At 51.9% G+C, this 14,881-nt stretch carries 10 protein-coding genes, 1 tRNA gene and 1 pseudogene; 1 reads left to right on the top strand and 11 read right to left on the bottom strand.

What is annotated here, in order from left to right:
• Positions 1-18: 18 nt before the first annotated feature.
• The 10 genes from JK198_RS10925 to JK198_RS10880 form a co-directional block, all read right to left on the bottom strand.
• Positions 19-1,623: a bifunctional aspartate transaminase/aspartate 4-decarboxylase gene (locus tag JK198_RS10925; RefSeq protein WP_212708599.1), complete on the bottom strand. Its 1,605-nt coding sequence runs from the start codon at positions 1,621-1,623 to the stop codon at positions 19-21.
• A 58-nt stretch (positions 1,624-1,681) separates the two neighbouring features.
• Positions 1,682-3,373, bottom strand: coding sequence for an aspartate-alanine antiporter (gene aspT, locus JK198_RS10920; protein WP_212708598.1), 1,692 nt, complete (start codon positions 3,371-3,373; stop codon positions 1,682-1,684).
• Positions 3,374-4,075: 702 nt separating this feature from the next.
• The gene (gsiD, locus tag JK198_RS10915) at positions 4,076-4,987 is read right to left on the bottom strand and encodes a glutathione ABC transporter permease GsiD (RefSeq protein ID WP_212710674.1); all 912 of its coding nucleotides are present in this window, start codon (positions 4,985-4,987) and stop codon (positions 4,076-4,078) included.
• A 9-nt stretch (positions 4,988-4,996) separates the two neighbouring features.
• A complete protein-coding gene (gene gsiC / locus JK198_RS10910) occupies positions 4,997-5,917 on the bottom strand; it encodes a glutathione ABC transporter permease GsiC (protein WP_212708596.1) in 921 nt (306 codons plus the stop codon).
• Positions 5,918-5,963: 46 nt separating this feature from the next.
• A complete protein-coding gene (gene gsiB, locus JK198_RS10905) occupies positions 5,964-7,502 on the bottom strand; it encodes a glutathione ABC transporter substrate-binding protein GsiB (protein WP_212708595.1) in 1,539 nt (512 codons plus the stop codon).
• Between the two features lie 72 nt (positions 7,503-7,574).
• On the bottom strand, positions 7,575-9,434 hold the full coding sequence (locus tag JK198_RS10900; protein WP_212708594.1) for a dipeptide ABC transporter ATP-binding protein: 1,860 nt from the start codon (positions 9,432-9,434) through the stop codon (positions 7,575-7,577).
• A gap of 9 nt (positions 9,435-9,443) precedes the next feature.
• Positions 9,444-10,406 carry an isoaspartyl peptidase/L-asparaginase gene (locus tag JK198_RS10895; RefSeq protein ID WP_212710675.1) on the bottom strand — a complete coding sequence of 321 codons (963 nt, stop codon included), beginning with the start codon at positions 10,404-10,406 and terminating at the stop codon, positions 9,444-9,446.
• A gap of 515 nt (positions 10,407-10,921) precedes the next feature.
• Positions 10,922-11,716, bottom strand: a complete 795-nt coding sequence (locus tag JK198_RS10890; protein WP_212708592.1) for a deaminated glutathione amidase — start codon at positions 11,714-11,716, stop codon at positions 10,922-10,924.
• A gap of 93 nt (positions 11,717-11,809) precedes the next feature.
• Complete coding sequence (deoR, locus tag JK198_RS10885) at positions 11,810-12,601, bottom strand: DNA-binding transcriptional repressor DeoR (protein WP_212708591.1); 792 nt, start codon at positions 12,599-12,601, stop codon at positions 11,810-11,812.
• 179 nt (positions 12,602-12,780) lie between these two features.
• Entirely contained in the window at positions 12,781-13,173 is a 393-nt protein-coding gene (locus JK198_RS10880) for a phosphate-starvation-inducible PsiE family protein (RefSeq protein ID WP_212710676.1), read from the bottom strand.
• A gap of 241 nt (positions 13,174-13,414) precedes the next feature.
• Here JK198_RS10880 and JK198_RS10875 point away from each other — a divergent pair.
• A tRNA-Ile gene (locus JK198_RS10875) sits at positions 13,415-13,490 on the top strand.
• Between the two features lie 86 nt (positions 13,491-13,576).
• Here the strand turns inward: JK198_RS10875 and JK198_RS10870 are convergent.
• Positions 13,577-14,766 (bottom strand): annotated as a pseudogene (locus tag JK198_RS10870) (transposase).
• Between the last annotated feature and the right edge of the window lie 115 nt (positions 14,767-14,881).

Genomic DNA, 14,881 nt, shown 5'->3' with positions numbered 1-14,881 from the left:
CGTGAGTGCACGACAGGATTATCTGGCTGATCGTGAGCTCTGATAGCGCTGATAACTTTCGGCAGCGACTTGTTTCAGGGCTTTACCGATATTCACATAATCGTATTCATTCAGATTCGCCAGGGAAACGCGTCCGCCGGGCATCGGGGTGCCGAAGCCGGATGCCGGTAACATAACCACACCGGTTTCGTCGGCGATCCTGAACAGTAATGCATTAATGTCCACATTCTGCCGGGCCCACTGGCCGAATTCAGTGCCATATAACCGGCTGGCAATATCGACGAAATCAAGCAGGGTATAATATTCAACTTCCCACTTATCTTCCGGAATGGTCAGTTGCAACTGATGGTAGAGCGCATGGTGACGACGGCGGATCAGTTTTTTCAGTGCGGTTTTGTAATGCTCGTTGATATCGATTAATGAGAACAGGGAAAACAATACCATCTGTACCTGTTGCGGGGTGGATAACCCGGCGGTATGGTTCAGGGCCACCACCCGGCTATCGGCGACCAGCCGGTCGATAAATTTTAGTTTGCTGCTGTCGTCAACAATGGAAGAGTAGCGCTTATTCAGCCGCTGATGAATGTCCTGCGGGAACGCGGTGATCTGTTTATCCAGAATATTGTCCTTATGCAGGGCGATAGCCCCCAGCCGCCAGCCGGTCGCACCAAAGTATTTTGACCAGGAATAGACCAGGGCGGTATTTTCAGGACAGTAACTGAATAACGAATTAAATTTATCAGCAAAGGTTCCGTACACATCGTCAGTCAGAATAAATAAGTCAGGGCGTTGTGTCTTCACAATATTTTTAATATAGCTGAGAGCGTGCTCACTCATGCTGACTGACGGCGGATTACTCGGATTAACGATAAAAAATATTTTAATTTTATCATCTTTGAGTTTATCCAGTTCACTGTCCGGATATTGCCATCCCTGCTCAGCACAGGCATTAATAGTCACTATCTCCAGACCATACTCTTCCAGCAGCGGTATTTCGAAATAAGGTGTAAACGTCGGCATCCCGATCGCGACTTTATCCCCCTTACTGATCAGGTGATTCATTTTCAATGAGTTGAAAATGTAGGTCATGGCTGCGGTACCGCCTTCCACCGGAAATATATCGAATTCCTGGCCCTGCAGTTTATCGCTGCTCATTTCATCAGACAGATATTCATGAACGATCTTTTCACTCAGACTGAGCATTCTGGGCGGAACAGGGTAATTACAGCCAAGGATCCCTTCCACCATCTCATGAATAAAGGCATCAGGATCCAGCCCTAACTGGTCACGTACATAGCTGAGGCTTTTGTTCAGTAAATCAATCCCCGGCTGCCCCTGCTGCTGGTGGAGAAACCGCGTAAACCGGTGGCTGATACCTTCAGCCGCGGGGATCCCCCCCAGTTGCTGTTCCAGATAAGATAATGACAATTCCGCTTCAGCGGTGGCAAACAGGCCCAGCTGGAAAAACGCCTGGCGCGGAGTGGTGGCCAGAAAGTTAGGATTGCCGCGGCCGGCATTCAGCATAATACGGTTAGATTTGCCGCTGGCAACACTGATTAATACATCTTTCAGCTCAAACGGACTCAGGTTTGAGTATTTATTTAAATCATTATTCATATTCATGGTTATTCCTGTATTAAATATAATGATATTTTCTCTGTAATAACGGGTTACCCGCTGATTACGAGAGGATCATAATCATCACCATGCCCCAGATAGTGAGCAGGGTATTACCTACGGCATAAGTCACGGTATATCCGAGCGCCGGAATATTACTTTTGGCAGCATCACAAATCATCCCCAGTGCTGCGGTAGTGGTTCGTGCTCCGGCAAGGCAGCCAAACAGTAATGCCGGATGGAAACGAAATATCCAGCGGCCGATATACATGGAAATAATCAGCGGAACCAGAGTGGAAAATATTCCCCACAGAAATAAACTGAGTCCCAGAGTCTGCAGGCCATGAATAAAGCCTCCGGCCGCATTTAAACCGACGACTGCAATAAAGACATTCAGACCGGCTGAATTCATAAACCAGACCGTGGGTTGCGGGATATGTCCGAAAGACGGACGCACCGAACGCAGCCATCCGGCAACCAGCCCGGCAATCAGAGTCCCCCCGGCGGTAGACAGGGTGACCGGAATACCTCCGATATTAATCACGATTGCCCCGATGACCGCACCGATAAAAATAACCAGACCGATAAAAGACACATCTGCCATATTGACCGGTTTATCCGCCACCCCTAAATCCCGTGCCGCCCGTTCAATATCTTTTGTCAGCCCGTGGATAGTTAACACATCTCCGCGGTGCAGGGCAGTCCCCGGTAGTACGGGAATCTCATGGGACAGTAAGCCGCGTTTAATTTTACGGATAAATACCCCGTGGGCTGTCGGACGGGATGCCAGTTCCTGCAGTGTTTTTCCATAGTAATTTTTATTGGTGACCAGTACATCGATACCTTCTTCCGGCAGAGCCAGCAGTACCGGATCTGCGATCTCATCAGCATGCTTAAGGACAGAAATAATACTCTGGTATGATCCGCCGACCGCCAGAATATCATCCTGCAGAATGCGTAAATCAGCGGTAATATTGAGTACTTCGCCATTACGGCGCAGTCCTTCAATAAATAACCGGTTATTATTATTTTCCTGTTCGACCTGTTTAATGGTTTTACCGGCGACCGGAGATTTAGCCGATATTTTATAAGCCCGCAGCACGTAATTATGCCAGGCAGTGCCTTCATCATCGATATTACCGGCACTGCCGCCGCCCAGTTTTGCTTCATAGTCTTTACAGGCAGAAGCCAGATCAATCCCCAGCATTTTCGGACCGATCAGCGCCAGGAAAACCGCTGAACCAATGGTGCCGAAAATATAGGTTACCGCGTAGGCAACCGGCATATCATTTAGCGCACCTTGTGTGCTACTGGCCGGTAACCCGAGCCGGTTAATAGCATCGGTGGCTAAGCCCATTGACGATGAGATGGTCTGCGAACCGGCAAATAACCCGGCGGCAGAGCCTAAGTTAAAGTGCGCAGCCCAGGCAGCAATTGCTGCACAGAGCAGACAAATAACGCATACCACCACCGCAAACAGCGCCTGCGGCAGCCCGTCTTTGGCGATACCCTGAACAAACTGTGGCCCGACACCATAGCCGACCGCAAATAAAAACATCAGGAAAAAGATACTTTTTACTGCCGCGGATATTTCGATACCGACCGAACCAATGATCAATGCAGCGATCAGTGTTGATGTCACTACCCCAAGACTAAACCCGCGATAACTTTTTCCGCCAAACCAGTAGCCTATCCCTAATGCTAAAAAAATAGCGATTTCAGGATAAGTACGTAACACGCCGACTATCCAGTTCATTATTCAGTCTCTGTATGAATGTTGAAGTAAGTGTTAAAGTTGGTTATGGATTTATAAAATACTATTTTCTCCGGTGCGTTATGTTGTGAAGAAATTAAATATCAGCCACCCGCAGCTATTTTGTTATTTGATGCTTTATATTTCTTTCGGTTTTTATTATGAATGTCATTGTGTTTTTTTAACATTAATTGCTAGTTAGTCAGATTGTTCAGAAAATCACTGTTTAGTGATCGCTAAGCTGATGAAATTTAATTTCAATTTATTTTTCATTGGTTAATTTTTATTACTGCTTAATTATATTGTTTTAATAATGATTTTACCGGGGGAATCAGCAATGTTTTTGCGTATTTTTTTATTATGCTGTGATCTTTGTTGTATTGTGAGCTTAAGGAAGTTTAATGCATTATCGGTTTTTGGTTATTCAGCCGGCAAGACATAGCTGCCTCCCTGGCGGGGGATTAAGCGTGTGTTTCGTCATGCTGTTGTGACGGATTGTCTGTCTATAAATAATCAGTGACAGATTGATATTATTACTGCGGACGGATAGTGACTGACAATAATTAATTATCCTTCACCCCGGCAGAGAGCCGCTCCCCGGCCGGCATGCCATGGCCGGGGAAAAGCACATAAAGCGGCTACTGAGCAGGCCCGCAGAGAAAAGTAGCACAGCGTCTCGGTACTGCTGCCGCGGCTGAACGGAGGTTACCGGTGAGTACGCAGTTTCGGGTCAAGGGCATCACGTAACCCGTCACCCAGCAGATTAAACGCCAGTACTGTCAGAAATATCGCCAGGCAGGGGAACAGAGCGATATGGGGGGCCATCACCATATCAGCACGGGCTTCATTCAGCATTGCCCCCCATTCCGGGGTGGGGGGCTGTGCGCCGAGACCGATAAATGACAGACTGGCAGCCGAAATAATCGAAACACCGATACGCATGGTGAAATAGACGACTATCGACGACAGGGTACCCGGCAAAATATGCCGTAATATAATATGGTGGTCAGGGGCCCCGATACTGCGGGCCGCTTCGATAAAGGTCTGGCGTTTCAGTACCAGGGTATTGCCACGCACCAGCCGGGCAAAGGCCGGTATGCTGAACACCGCCACCGCCAGAATAACGTTAGACATACCGCTGCCCATAATCGCGACTATAGCTATTGCCAGCAGGATGCCGGGGAAAGCGAATAATACATCGCAGATCCGCATAATGATCCGGTCAGCCCAGCCCTGGTAATACCCGGCGATCAGGCCGAGCAGTGTACCTATTACCGAGCCAATCGCGACCGAGAACACTCCCGCCAGCAATGATATACGGGTACCGGCCAGTACACGGCTAAAGATATCCCGTCCCAGAGCATCGACACCGAACCAGTGCACCAGAGTCGGTCCCTGATCGAGGCGGTCATAATCAAAAAAGTTTTCAGCATCATAGGGGCTGACCCACGGGCCAATTGCCGCGAGGATCAGTAGCAGTAAAATAAACACCGCAGCACCCATGGCTACCGGCTGCTGCTGAAAACGTTGCCGGAACTCCAGCCACGGAGTGCGTGGCTGATGTGCTTCGAGTAACGGCATTGCTTTCAGGGCTGCGTCACGTCGCCAGTTTTTCATTAAGTCCTCTCAGCGGTAACGGATAGCCGGATTAATCGCTGCATACAGCAGGTCAACCAGCAGATTTATCAGAATAAATTCAAACGAAAACAGCAGAACTTCGGCCTGGATCACCGGATAGTCACGCATAGAAACCGAATCAATCAGTAATCGTCCGAGGCCCGGCCAGTTAAATACCACTTCCACAACAATCGATCCCCCCAGCAGAAAACCGAATTGCAGGCCCATCATGGTGACGACCGGGATCATGGCATTACGCAGGCCATGTTTAAAAATAATCGCAAACTCAGATGCGCCTTTGGCGCGAGCGGTGCGCATATAATCTTCATCCATAATTTCGATAAAAGATGAACGGGTAAAACGCGCCATTACCGCCGCCACTGCCGCCCCGAGAGTCAGTGATGGCAGAATATAGTGTTGCCAGCTTCCGGCCCCGACTGTCGGTAGCCAGCCGAGCTGCACCGAGAAGATTTGCATCAGCAGAATACCGAGGGCAAAGGCAGGGAAGGAAATACCGGAGACCGCCAGCAGCATCCCGAGCCGGTCAGGCCAGCGGTTACGCCATACGGCCGATACAACTCCGATAATTAAACCACACAGGCAGGACCAGAACATGCTGGTCAGGGTCAGCAGCAGGGTGGGCATAAAGCGCATGGCAATTTCCTGGCTGACCGGGCGTTTCGAAACCATTGATTGTCCGAAATCACCCTGTATTAACTGCAGCAGGTAATGCCAGAATTGTACCGGCAGGGGTAAATCCAGCCCCAGCTGATGGCGCAGCATGGCGACCACGCTGTCGTCCGCATCGGCGCCTGCCTGTAACCGGGCCGGGTCGCCGGGCAGCATATGAACAAATAAAAAAACCAGTACCGCGACAATCATCAGTGTCGGGATCATACCCAGCAGGCGTTTGATAAAATAATTAAACATTCACTGTCCTGACGGAGGGGCTGGCATTGCTGCCAGCCCTGTTATTTTACTTCAGATCCGCATCGTCAAAATTAAACGAAGTATCCGGCATAATATAAAAACCGGTCAGATTTTTATTGTTGGCGGAGACCAGTTTTTCAACCACCAGTGGGATCCATGGCTGGTCTTTCCAGATAAGATTCTGTGCATCCTGATACAGGGCGGTTTTTTGTGCATCGTCGGTCGTTTTCAGGGCATCGGCCAGGTCTTTATCCACTTGCGGATTACTGTAAAAAGCCGTATTGAAAATCGCCGGTGGCCATGATGCGGTGGCAAACAGAGGTGTCAGTGCCCAGTCTGCTTCACCGGTGGAGGCGGACCAGCCCGTATAGAACATCCTGACTCCGCTCTCTTTCTGGCCTTTATCTTCGACCTGTGCAGCCCGTTGTCCGGCATCCATAGCCAGTACCTGTACTTTAACGCCAACCTGAGCCAGCTGCTGTTGCACAAACTGCAGTACTTTCTGTGCCGTCGTGTAGTTATGTGACGACCAGAGAGTGGTGGAAAAACCGTTCGGATAACCGGCTTCTTTCAGCAACTCGCGGGCTTTTGCCGGGTCATACACCGGTTCAGGGAAGGTCCGGGCGTAAGCGATGGCCGGAGGCACAATCCCGGTGGCGGGGGTGGCATAGCCGGAGAATGCCACTTTTACCAGGGCCTGGCGGTTGATTGCATAATTGAGTGCTTCACGGACTTTCGGGTTACTGAACGGTTTTTGCGTGACGTTCATACTGATATAACGCTGCATAATCGAAGGCCAGGTGACAACATCCAGTTTATTGTCTTTTTTCAGCAACGGTGCCTGTTCGTAAGGGATAGGAAAGGCCAGCGTTGCTTCGCCGGTTTGCAGCATTGCTGCCCTGGTATTGTTATCCACGACCGGACGCCAGGTGATTTCATCCAGTTTCGGGTAACCTTTTTTCCAGTAACCGTCCCATTTTTTAACTTTCATATCGTCAGTCTGGTTCCAGCTGACAAACTGATACGGGCCGGTACCGACCGGGTGGAAACCGATATCCTTGCCGTATTTTTTCAGTGCGGCCGGAGAGATCATCACTGCTGACGGGTGGGCCAGATTATTGATAAACGCTGAGAACGGCTGTTTCAGGGTCACTTTAACGGTTAAAGGATCAACGACATCGGTATGGGCGATATTTTTAAACAGATTGTAGCGTTTCAGGTGGCTGTCGGGGTTACTGGCGCGGTCAAGGTTCACTTTAACCGCCTCTGCCGTAAAGTCAGTACCGTCCTGGAATTTCACTGCCGGGCGCAGTTTAAACGTATAGGTCAGTCCGTCCTTACTGACGGTATAGCTTTCGGCCAGCACATTCTCCAGCTTCATATTTTTATCGAAGCCAAACAATCCCTGATAGAAAGATTTCGCCACACTCTGGGACAGGGTGTCGTTAGCATCGTACGGGTCCATAGTCGTAAAGCCGGACAAGACGGCAACGACAATATCTTTGGCGGCAAAAGCAGGCATGGCGACGGCACTGCTGCCGATAAGGCCGGCGGCAATCAGCCACTGAGCGGTTTTCTGGTTCATCGTCCTGTTCTCCTGTGATGATTATTATGCCTGGCGGGCTGTCGCGCGCAGAGGGCAGTATGTCGTGAAAGGTCAGCGGATCGGATCCGTACAACGTGCAACAAAATGCTGTGCAGCCACCTGCACCAGGGTCACCGGTGGCGGGGCCTCTCCGCGCCGGTAAATGGCATCCGGGATCTCTTCGACGCGGGTACTGCTGATATGGCGCGGCGCATCCGGATCGGCGACCGGCACCGCAGCCATCAGTTTACGGGTATAAGGATGCTGAGGATTTTCGAAAACCTGCTGACGGGTACCTATCTCAACGATCTGCCCGAGATACATGACAGCGACCCGATGACTGATTCGTTCAACCACCGCCATATCATGGGAAATAAACAGGAAAGCGATACCGTATTCCTGTTGTAAATCCATCATCAGGTTAATGATTTTTGCCTGTACAGAGACATCCAGTGCGGACACCGACTCATCAGCAATCACTACTTTCGGGTTTAAGGCCAGTGCGCGGGCAATACAGATCCGCTGTCGCTGTCCGCCGGAAAATTGATGGGGGTAGCGGCTGGCATGGGCTGCCTGCAAACCGACTTTGATCAGTAATTCTCTGGCCCGTTCGGCAGCAGCGGCGCGATCCATCACGTTATGTACCAGCAACGGTTCCATAATGGAAAAACCGACGGTCTGACGCGGATCCAGTGATGCGTAAGGATCCTGAAAAATAAACTGAATATCACGGCGCAGATGCGCCAGTGCCGATCCGCTGATTTGATCGATTCGCTGTCCGTTAAAGGTGATCGATCCGCCCTGGCTGTCGGCCAGTTTCAGCAGTGAACGACCGGTGGTGGATTTACCACAGCCGGATTCACCGACCAGTGCCAGAGTTTCTCCGGCATACAGATCGAAGCTGACGTGTTCTACGGCATGTACCTGACGTTCGACCCGGTTCAGCCAGCCACCACGGATATCAAAACGGGTCACTAAATCCCGGACCTGTAATACGGGCGGAGCATTACGCTGTACGGTATCCGGCTGAAGTACCAGTGCAGAGTTACCTTCGTCGGGCAGTGGAAATTTTGCCGGTAGCGGCTGACCACGCATCGTGCCGAGAGCAGGGACTGCCGCGAGTAATTCGCGGGTATATTGCTGGCGGGGAGCCACAAATAACTGACGCAGCGGGGCGGTTTCCACCTGCCGGCCATGGTGCATCACCGTCACCCGGTCGGCCATTTCGGCCACCACGCCCATATCGTGGGTGATAAAAATCACCCCCATATGCATCTCCTGTTGCAGTTCACGGATCAGATTAAGGATCTGCGCCTGGACGGTAACATCAAGTGCAGTGGTGGGTTCATCGGCAATCAGCAGTGCCGGGCGACAGCTCAGAGCCATGGCGATCATCACCCGCTGACGCATTCCGCCTGAAAGCTGGTGAGGAAAGCGTTGCATCGCATCTGCGGCGGCCGGAATTTTCACCCGTTCCAGTAATTCACAGGCTTGTTTACGGGCCTGTGCGGCGTTGTTTCCCTGATGCAGACGCAGAGATTCGGCGATCTGCTCTCCGACCGGAAATACCGGATTCAGGGAAGTCATGGGTTCCTGGAAGATCATTGCGATATCTGCTCCGCGGATCCTGCGCAGTTGCTGTTGATCGGCGCGGCCAAGATCAAACAGAGATCCGTTGCGCCGCCGCAGCCAGCGCTCACCGGAAACCTGAGCATCGTTCTGCCGGAGCAGACCCATCAGGGCGAGGGAAGTCACGGATTTACCGGAACCGGATTCGCCGACCAGGGCCAGTGTCTCACCACGGTTGACGGACAGTGATAAGCGATCAACGGCCTGAAAATACTGAGGGTTACGTCCGAAGGAAACACTGAGATTTTCTGCCAGCAGTACCCGTTCCGGATCCCGGATCATTGCCCGGGGGAGATCAGTCATGGCCGTTCCTCAGATGTCTGATAGCTGGCGGTAGATAGCAACCTGCGGCGGGTTTTCGCCCTGAGCAGAGGCGCGGTACATTCCTTCGCTGTTAAAAGGCAGTGCGATATGACCACTGGCATCGACAGCGATCAGACCGCCTTCGCCGTCAAGTTGGCCAATGGTCCGCATCAGATGCTCACAGGCACTGTCCAGAGAGCGTCCGGCATACCTGATCTGTGCCGAAATATCGTAACCGGCCTGGGCCAGTATAAAGACCTCGCCGGTGCCGGTGCAGGAGACGGCGACCTGCTGATCGGCATAGCAGCCCGCGCCCGGCAGCGGAGTATCACCGATACGGCCGGCCCGTTTATTGGTCAGCCCCCCGGTAGACGTGGCTGAGGCCAGGTTGCCAGCGGCATCCAGTGCCACAGCACCCACAGTGCCGAATTTACTTTTCGGATCGATAGGATCACCGCCCTGCAGGGCAGCCGCATCATGGTCCAGCAGAATACCGTCACTCTGCAGGGCCTGTTGCAGCTGTGCGAAACGTTCAGCGGTAGAATAAAAATCTTTGCTGACCATCTCCAGACCTTGTGCGGCGGCGAAATCATCCGCTCCCGGACCCGCCAGCAAGACGTGGGGACTGTGTTCCAGCACGGCTTTGGCCGCCAGCACCGGATTACGTACCCTGCTGACCGCCGCAACGGCACCGGCCTGACGGGTGCGGCCATCCATCAGGCAGGCATCCAGTTCATGGGTCCCCTGATGGGTAAAGACTGAACCTTTACCGGCATTAAATAACGGACATTCTTCCAGCAGACGTACCGCTTCAGTGACGGCGTCTGTGGCGCTACCACCGGCGGTTAAAATATCCTGACCTGCGGTAATAATTTCCTGTAGTGCCTGGCGGTATTGCTGTTCTTTTTCAGGGCTCAGGGCACTACGGGTAATAGTCCCGGCCCCGCCGTGGATTACAATTGCAGTTTTCACGCCTGTCTGTCCTGTATCCAAGGGAAATAATTTATAGTTATTTATGATTTTTATACATTTTGACTATAAAAATTGCAGAACAGCTTGTAAAGCCTGCTTTTGCTGTCGGTTAATACCCTTTTGTTATGGATAGTAAAAAAAAGACCTAACCGTCGGAGACTGGCACTCTGAAAGAAAATAAATCACCGTCAGTTGAACACAGTGGCTGTGATTTACCGTCGCAGAAGAAGGGCAGGTTAACGGTAAAGGATACCGCCATCGTTCAGAATGGGCTGGCCGGAAATGGCCAGCAAATGCGCCCGCACCGCGATATCCTGCGGCATTTATGTGCTGACGCAACGGTACCCCGGCATATTTTGTCGCGGGGAACAGTGACCGGCGGGCAGGGCTGTGTTATCAGCAGAGGTGATTTCGCAGGCGGTATGCCTGCAGAAAAGTGTCCGGTCTGCATTCTCTGCATATAAACCCGCGCGGTGGTGAACGGGTGAAGGCAGTGATAATCTTTCTGAGCGGCCTCAGTTGTCCCTGAGCTGTGGGGTGGCAAAACGGCGATTTTCCAGTACCGGGACGATTTGCCGTGCATAACGGATCCGCTGCGGATCAACGTCAGCAAACAGTAATCCCGCCGCTTCACCGGCACTGGCGATAATGACACCCAGCGGGTCAGCGACCAGACTGTTGCCGGTATTTTTCGGGCCACATTCCCCCACCGCAACCATATAGCAGGTATTTTCCAGCGCACGGGCACAGGTCAGTAACTCCCAGTGCCTTTCTTTTAGCGGGCCACGCAGCCAGGCTGAGGGCAGAACCAGTACATCGGCCCCTTCTGCAGCCAGCCGTCTGGCCAGTTCCGGAAAACGGATGTCATAACAGATCATCAGCCCGACCTGTAACCCTGCCACCGTAATCAGGGGAGGAACCTGATGACCCGCATCGACCCGGGCTGACTCCTGTACTGCAAAGGCATCATACAGATGCAGTTTCTGATAACGGGCGATAATCTCACCCTGACGGATGGCAAACAGCGTGTTCACTGCCCGCTGATCGGCGGCAGGAATATGCTGGGTAAAAATGGTGGTCACAGATAACCCGCGGCTGGCCGCCAGCAGCGTACTGAGAAAAGGCCCCTCTTCCGGCTGGGCGGCATCAATCACATAACCTGGCTGGATATTGTCTCTGGCCAGAATGGCTTCCGGAAGCACCAGCAGATCGGCTCCGCCATCAGCTGCCTGTTGCATCATTTGCTGACAAGTAGCGGCATTTTCCTGCCATTCGCGGCTGACGGCAAACTGCCCGAGTGCAACTTTCATCACAGTATCCTCTGATAAGGGTGTCCGGGCCATCATAGATAACTCGCGGCGGGGACGCTATTACTGCTGTATAATATTCATCCCTGCGGCAGGTTATCGGTTGTTATCCGTGTCTGAACAGGGTGTTATAACCCGTACCGTAGCGGCAGTCAGTTGCTGTGCCAGGCCCGATGGCAGTGGCTGATCGGTGATTAGGGTATCAAAGGCGGTAATATCGGCGATCCGTGCCGGTAATACTTTGCCGAATTTACTGCTGTCCAGCACCAGTACTTTATGTCCTGCCCGCTGCAGCGCGCGATGTTTCATCGGTAATTCATTAAGGTTGTAACAGGTGACCCCCTGCCGCTCATCCAGACCCGCCGCCGAAATAAAAGCCAGCGCCGGGCATACCTCTTCCAGCTGCGGGTGTGCACCGACTGGCGTAAAAATCGCATTATCAGGATGAAATTCACCTCCGCTGAGGATCACCCGGCAGGCCGTTTTTTCCTGTAATGCCAGGAAAGTATTCATCGATGCCGTCAGTGCGGTAAAGGGCAGGCTATTATCAATGGCGGCAATAATACGTGGCGTTGTGGTTCCGCAGTCAAAAAATACTGTGTCCTGCGGACTGATCAGAGCAGCCGCCAGCCGGGCGAGCTGTTTTTTTTGCGCAGTATGCTGGGTTTGCTGATCAGAAATAAAGTAGTGAGCCGTTTGCTGGCGGGTGGTACTGACAATATAGCCACCCAGCAATAACAATTGCTGCGGGTAATGGCTAAGGTCACGCCGGATGGTCATTCCCGACACTCCCAGTAATGCGGCGGCCCGGCTCAGGTGGATCCGTTGTTCCCGCTTAATTTCCTGCAACAGGAGCTGTATACGTTGTTCGCGTCTGGTTTCCGTCATTCTGTCATTCCCTCACCGGTAATCTGTTGTTCTGGCGGCTGTACTGACAACAGAAGATAACGCTGAAGATTATGCGCATGTCCGGGCAGGAAGCACAAACGATACGGGCAGAAGAAAACATTTCTGCGGGGAGGGCCGGTCAATAACCGCCTGCCGGAGACCTGGCAGGCGGCGGGAGATCAGGTTTCTTCGTCTTCGTGTTTACGGTAGGGGAATTTAATATGGCCGTAGCGGACAATTAACACCGCGACACCCAGCAATACGATAGCCAGTGCATACCAGACAATTTCCTGAGGTTTAATATCGCTGGGCTCGGTCATCAGATGACGGGCGATACCGACCATCGCGATATACAGCGGCATACGTACCGGTAACTGACCCATTTTCCAGTAGGTTTCGGTCATTGAGATAAATTCGAGATACATAAACAGCAACAGGATATCGCTGACTGTGATGTGCCGGTTGATCACCATGGTCACCACATGGCTGAGTCCGGCAAAAATGGTTGAAAGCAGAATGATCACCAATCCGCCTTTTTCGATGACGGAATGGATACTGCGCGGGAACTTCATCGTTGTCTCCGAAATAAGTAATCGCCTGCGGGCGTAATTATCACTACAGGTGACTGATTTTAAAAAATACCGTCCGCAGAGGGAAATTAATTACTGCTACCGGGTATTGCAGCCAGTCCGGACAGGGCCTGCTGCTGTCCTGCATACCCTCTGCCGGTAAATAATTGCTGTAAAAAACAGCAACTAAACCAGAGGTGCTGGATAAGCAGCCACAGATACCTTATAATCCACGCCACTTAAAGGCCCCTTAGCTCAGTGGTCAGAGCAGGCGACTCATAATCGCTTGGTCGCTGGTTCAAACCCAGCAGGGGCCACCAGATAAAACAAAGACTCAGATAATAAATTATCTGAGTCTTTTTTTTGCTCGCTAACCAGTGCAGTAATAGCCGGGCAATCCCCGTGTTTAACGGAGGCGGTAAGTGTCAAGGTAGTTGTCACCCCCGGTTAATTTAAGCCGCCTGTTTTCCCGTTCCGGGTTCAACGTTACCGGACCTTCCGGCTGCCAGTTTCTTGTTTTACCTGACCACCGTTCAGGATGAGCTTGTCTCGCGCTCCGGTACAGTTCATCACGCTGTTTAAGAAGCACATGATCTGCTCCGCGATGTCGCTCTGACGGCGTCACATAGCGTATTCCGCTGTGACGGTGTGTTTCGTTATACCACCGGGTAAATTTTTCCACCCACTGACGGGCATCCGACAGTGTTCTGAACCCCGATGACGGCCACTGCGGCACATACTTCAGCGTCCGGAACAGTGACTCTGCATACGCATTATCGTTACTGACCCGCGGACGGCTGTGAGACGGCGTGATATTCAGTTCGTGCAGTTTCATCTGCAGCGTCTGTGATTTCATCGCTGCGCCGTTATCTGCATGCAGTACCAGCGGATGCCGCCAGCAGCCTGTTCACCGGTTATCTTCTTCCTCAGAAGATAACCGGTTAAACGGTACCGGCCTGAGGGCTTCAGGTCTGCCGTCACGTGGTGTTTTCTGCCAGCGACGCCAGGTGCGCAGACTCAGCTGTACTTCCCGGCAGGCAATAACAAGCCGGGCACCTGAGCCGACAGCTTCATTTATCCACAGAATAAACTGCTGTCGTTCGCTCTCAGGGGTCAGTCGTCCGCGTCTGTTTCCCCGTAGTAATCCGTGAGCTTTTTTCGCAGTACCAGTATGGCTGCCGCCTCCGCCAGGGCTTTTTCTTTGCGGAGCAGTTCTTTCTTCAGCTGCTTATTTTCTTTCAGGCTCTGTTTCAGTGCCGCTTTATCACCGGGATTCTCCGTCTGTAAAAATCCCTGCCGCCACTGAACCAGCTGTTCCGGATACAGGCCTTTTTTACGGCAGTATTCTGCCACTTCAGCCTCAGAAAGTGTGGCGGTTTCGACTATCACGGCAAAGCGTGCTTCTGCTGACCATTGGTCTGTTGTTTTCTCTGCACCGGGCACCGGTTTCCCCTCTGATTTAGCCTGATTACGCCAGTTATACAGGGTAGCTTCGGATATTCCTTCCATCTGTGCAACGGCTGCCACAGTCATATTGTAAGGCGGTAACAGTTTTGCCAGTGTTGCAGCCTTACGCTCCGGTGAAATACGTTTCATGTGTCACTCCATGTCCTCAGATTGATTTTTCAGAGGGGGTGACAACTACCTTGACACTTACCGCAGTTACGTAAACTAATGTAAATAATCACGGCATATTAAGAATTATTCAATT

The organism is Tatumella sp. JGM91 (assembly GCF_018257575.1).
Lineage (GTDB): Bacteria > Pseudomonadota > Gammaproteobacteria > Enterobacterales > Enterobacteriaceae > Tatumella > Tatumella punctata.
Note: the sequence above shows the minus strand (reverse complement) of the source record. Positions and strands in the feature narration are given on the sequence as shown.

Excerpts from the sequence above, each read along its gene's own strand:
- JK198_RS10925 (WP_212708599.1), bottom strand. The coding sequence starts at position 1,623 with ATGAATATGAATAATGATTTAAATAAATACTCAAACCTGAGTCCGTTT.
- aspT (WP_212708598.1), bottom strand. The coding sequence starts at position 3,373 with ATGAACTGGATAGTCGGCGTGTTACGTACTTATCCTGAAATCGCTATT.
- gsiD (WP_212710674.1), bottom strand. The coding sequence starts at position 4,987 with ATGAAAAACTGGCGACGTGACGCAGCCCTGAAAGCAATGCCGTTACTC.
- gsiC (WP_212708596.1), bottom strand. The coding sequence starts at position 5,917 with ATGTTTAATTATTTTATCAAACGCCTGCTGGGTATGATCCCGACACTG.
- gsiB (WP_212708595.1), bottom strand. The coding sequence starts at position 7,502 with ATGAACCAGAAAACCGCTCAGTGGCTGATTGCCGCCGGCCTTATCGGC.
- JK198_RS10900 (WP_212708594.1), bottom strand. The coding sequence starts at position 9,434 with ATGACTGATCTCCCCCGGGCAATGATCCGGGATCCGGAACGGGTACTG.
- JK198_RS10890 (WP_212708592.1), bottom strand. The coding sequence starts at position 11,716 with ATGAAAGTTGCACTCGGGCAGTTTGCCGTCAGCCGCGAATGGCAGGAA.
- deoR (WP_212708591.1), bottom strand. The coding sequence starts at position 12,601 with ATGACGGAAACCAGACGCGAACAACGTATACAGCTCCTGTTGCAGGAA.
- JK198_RS10880 (WP_212710676.1), bottom strand. The coding sequence starts at position 13,173 with ATGAAGTTCCCGCGCAGTATCCATTCCGTCATCGAAAAAGGCGGATTG.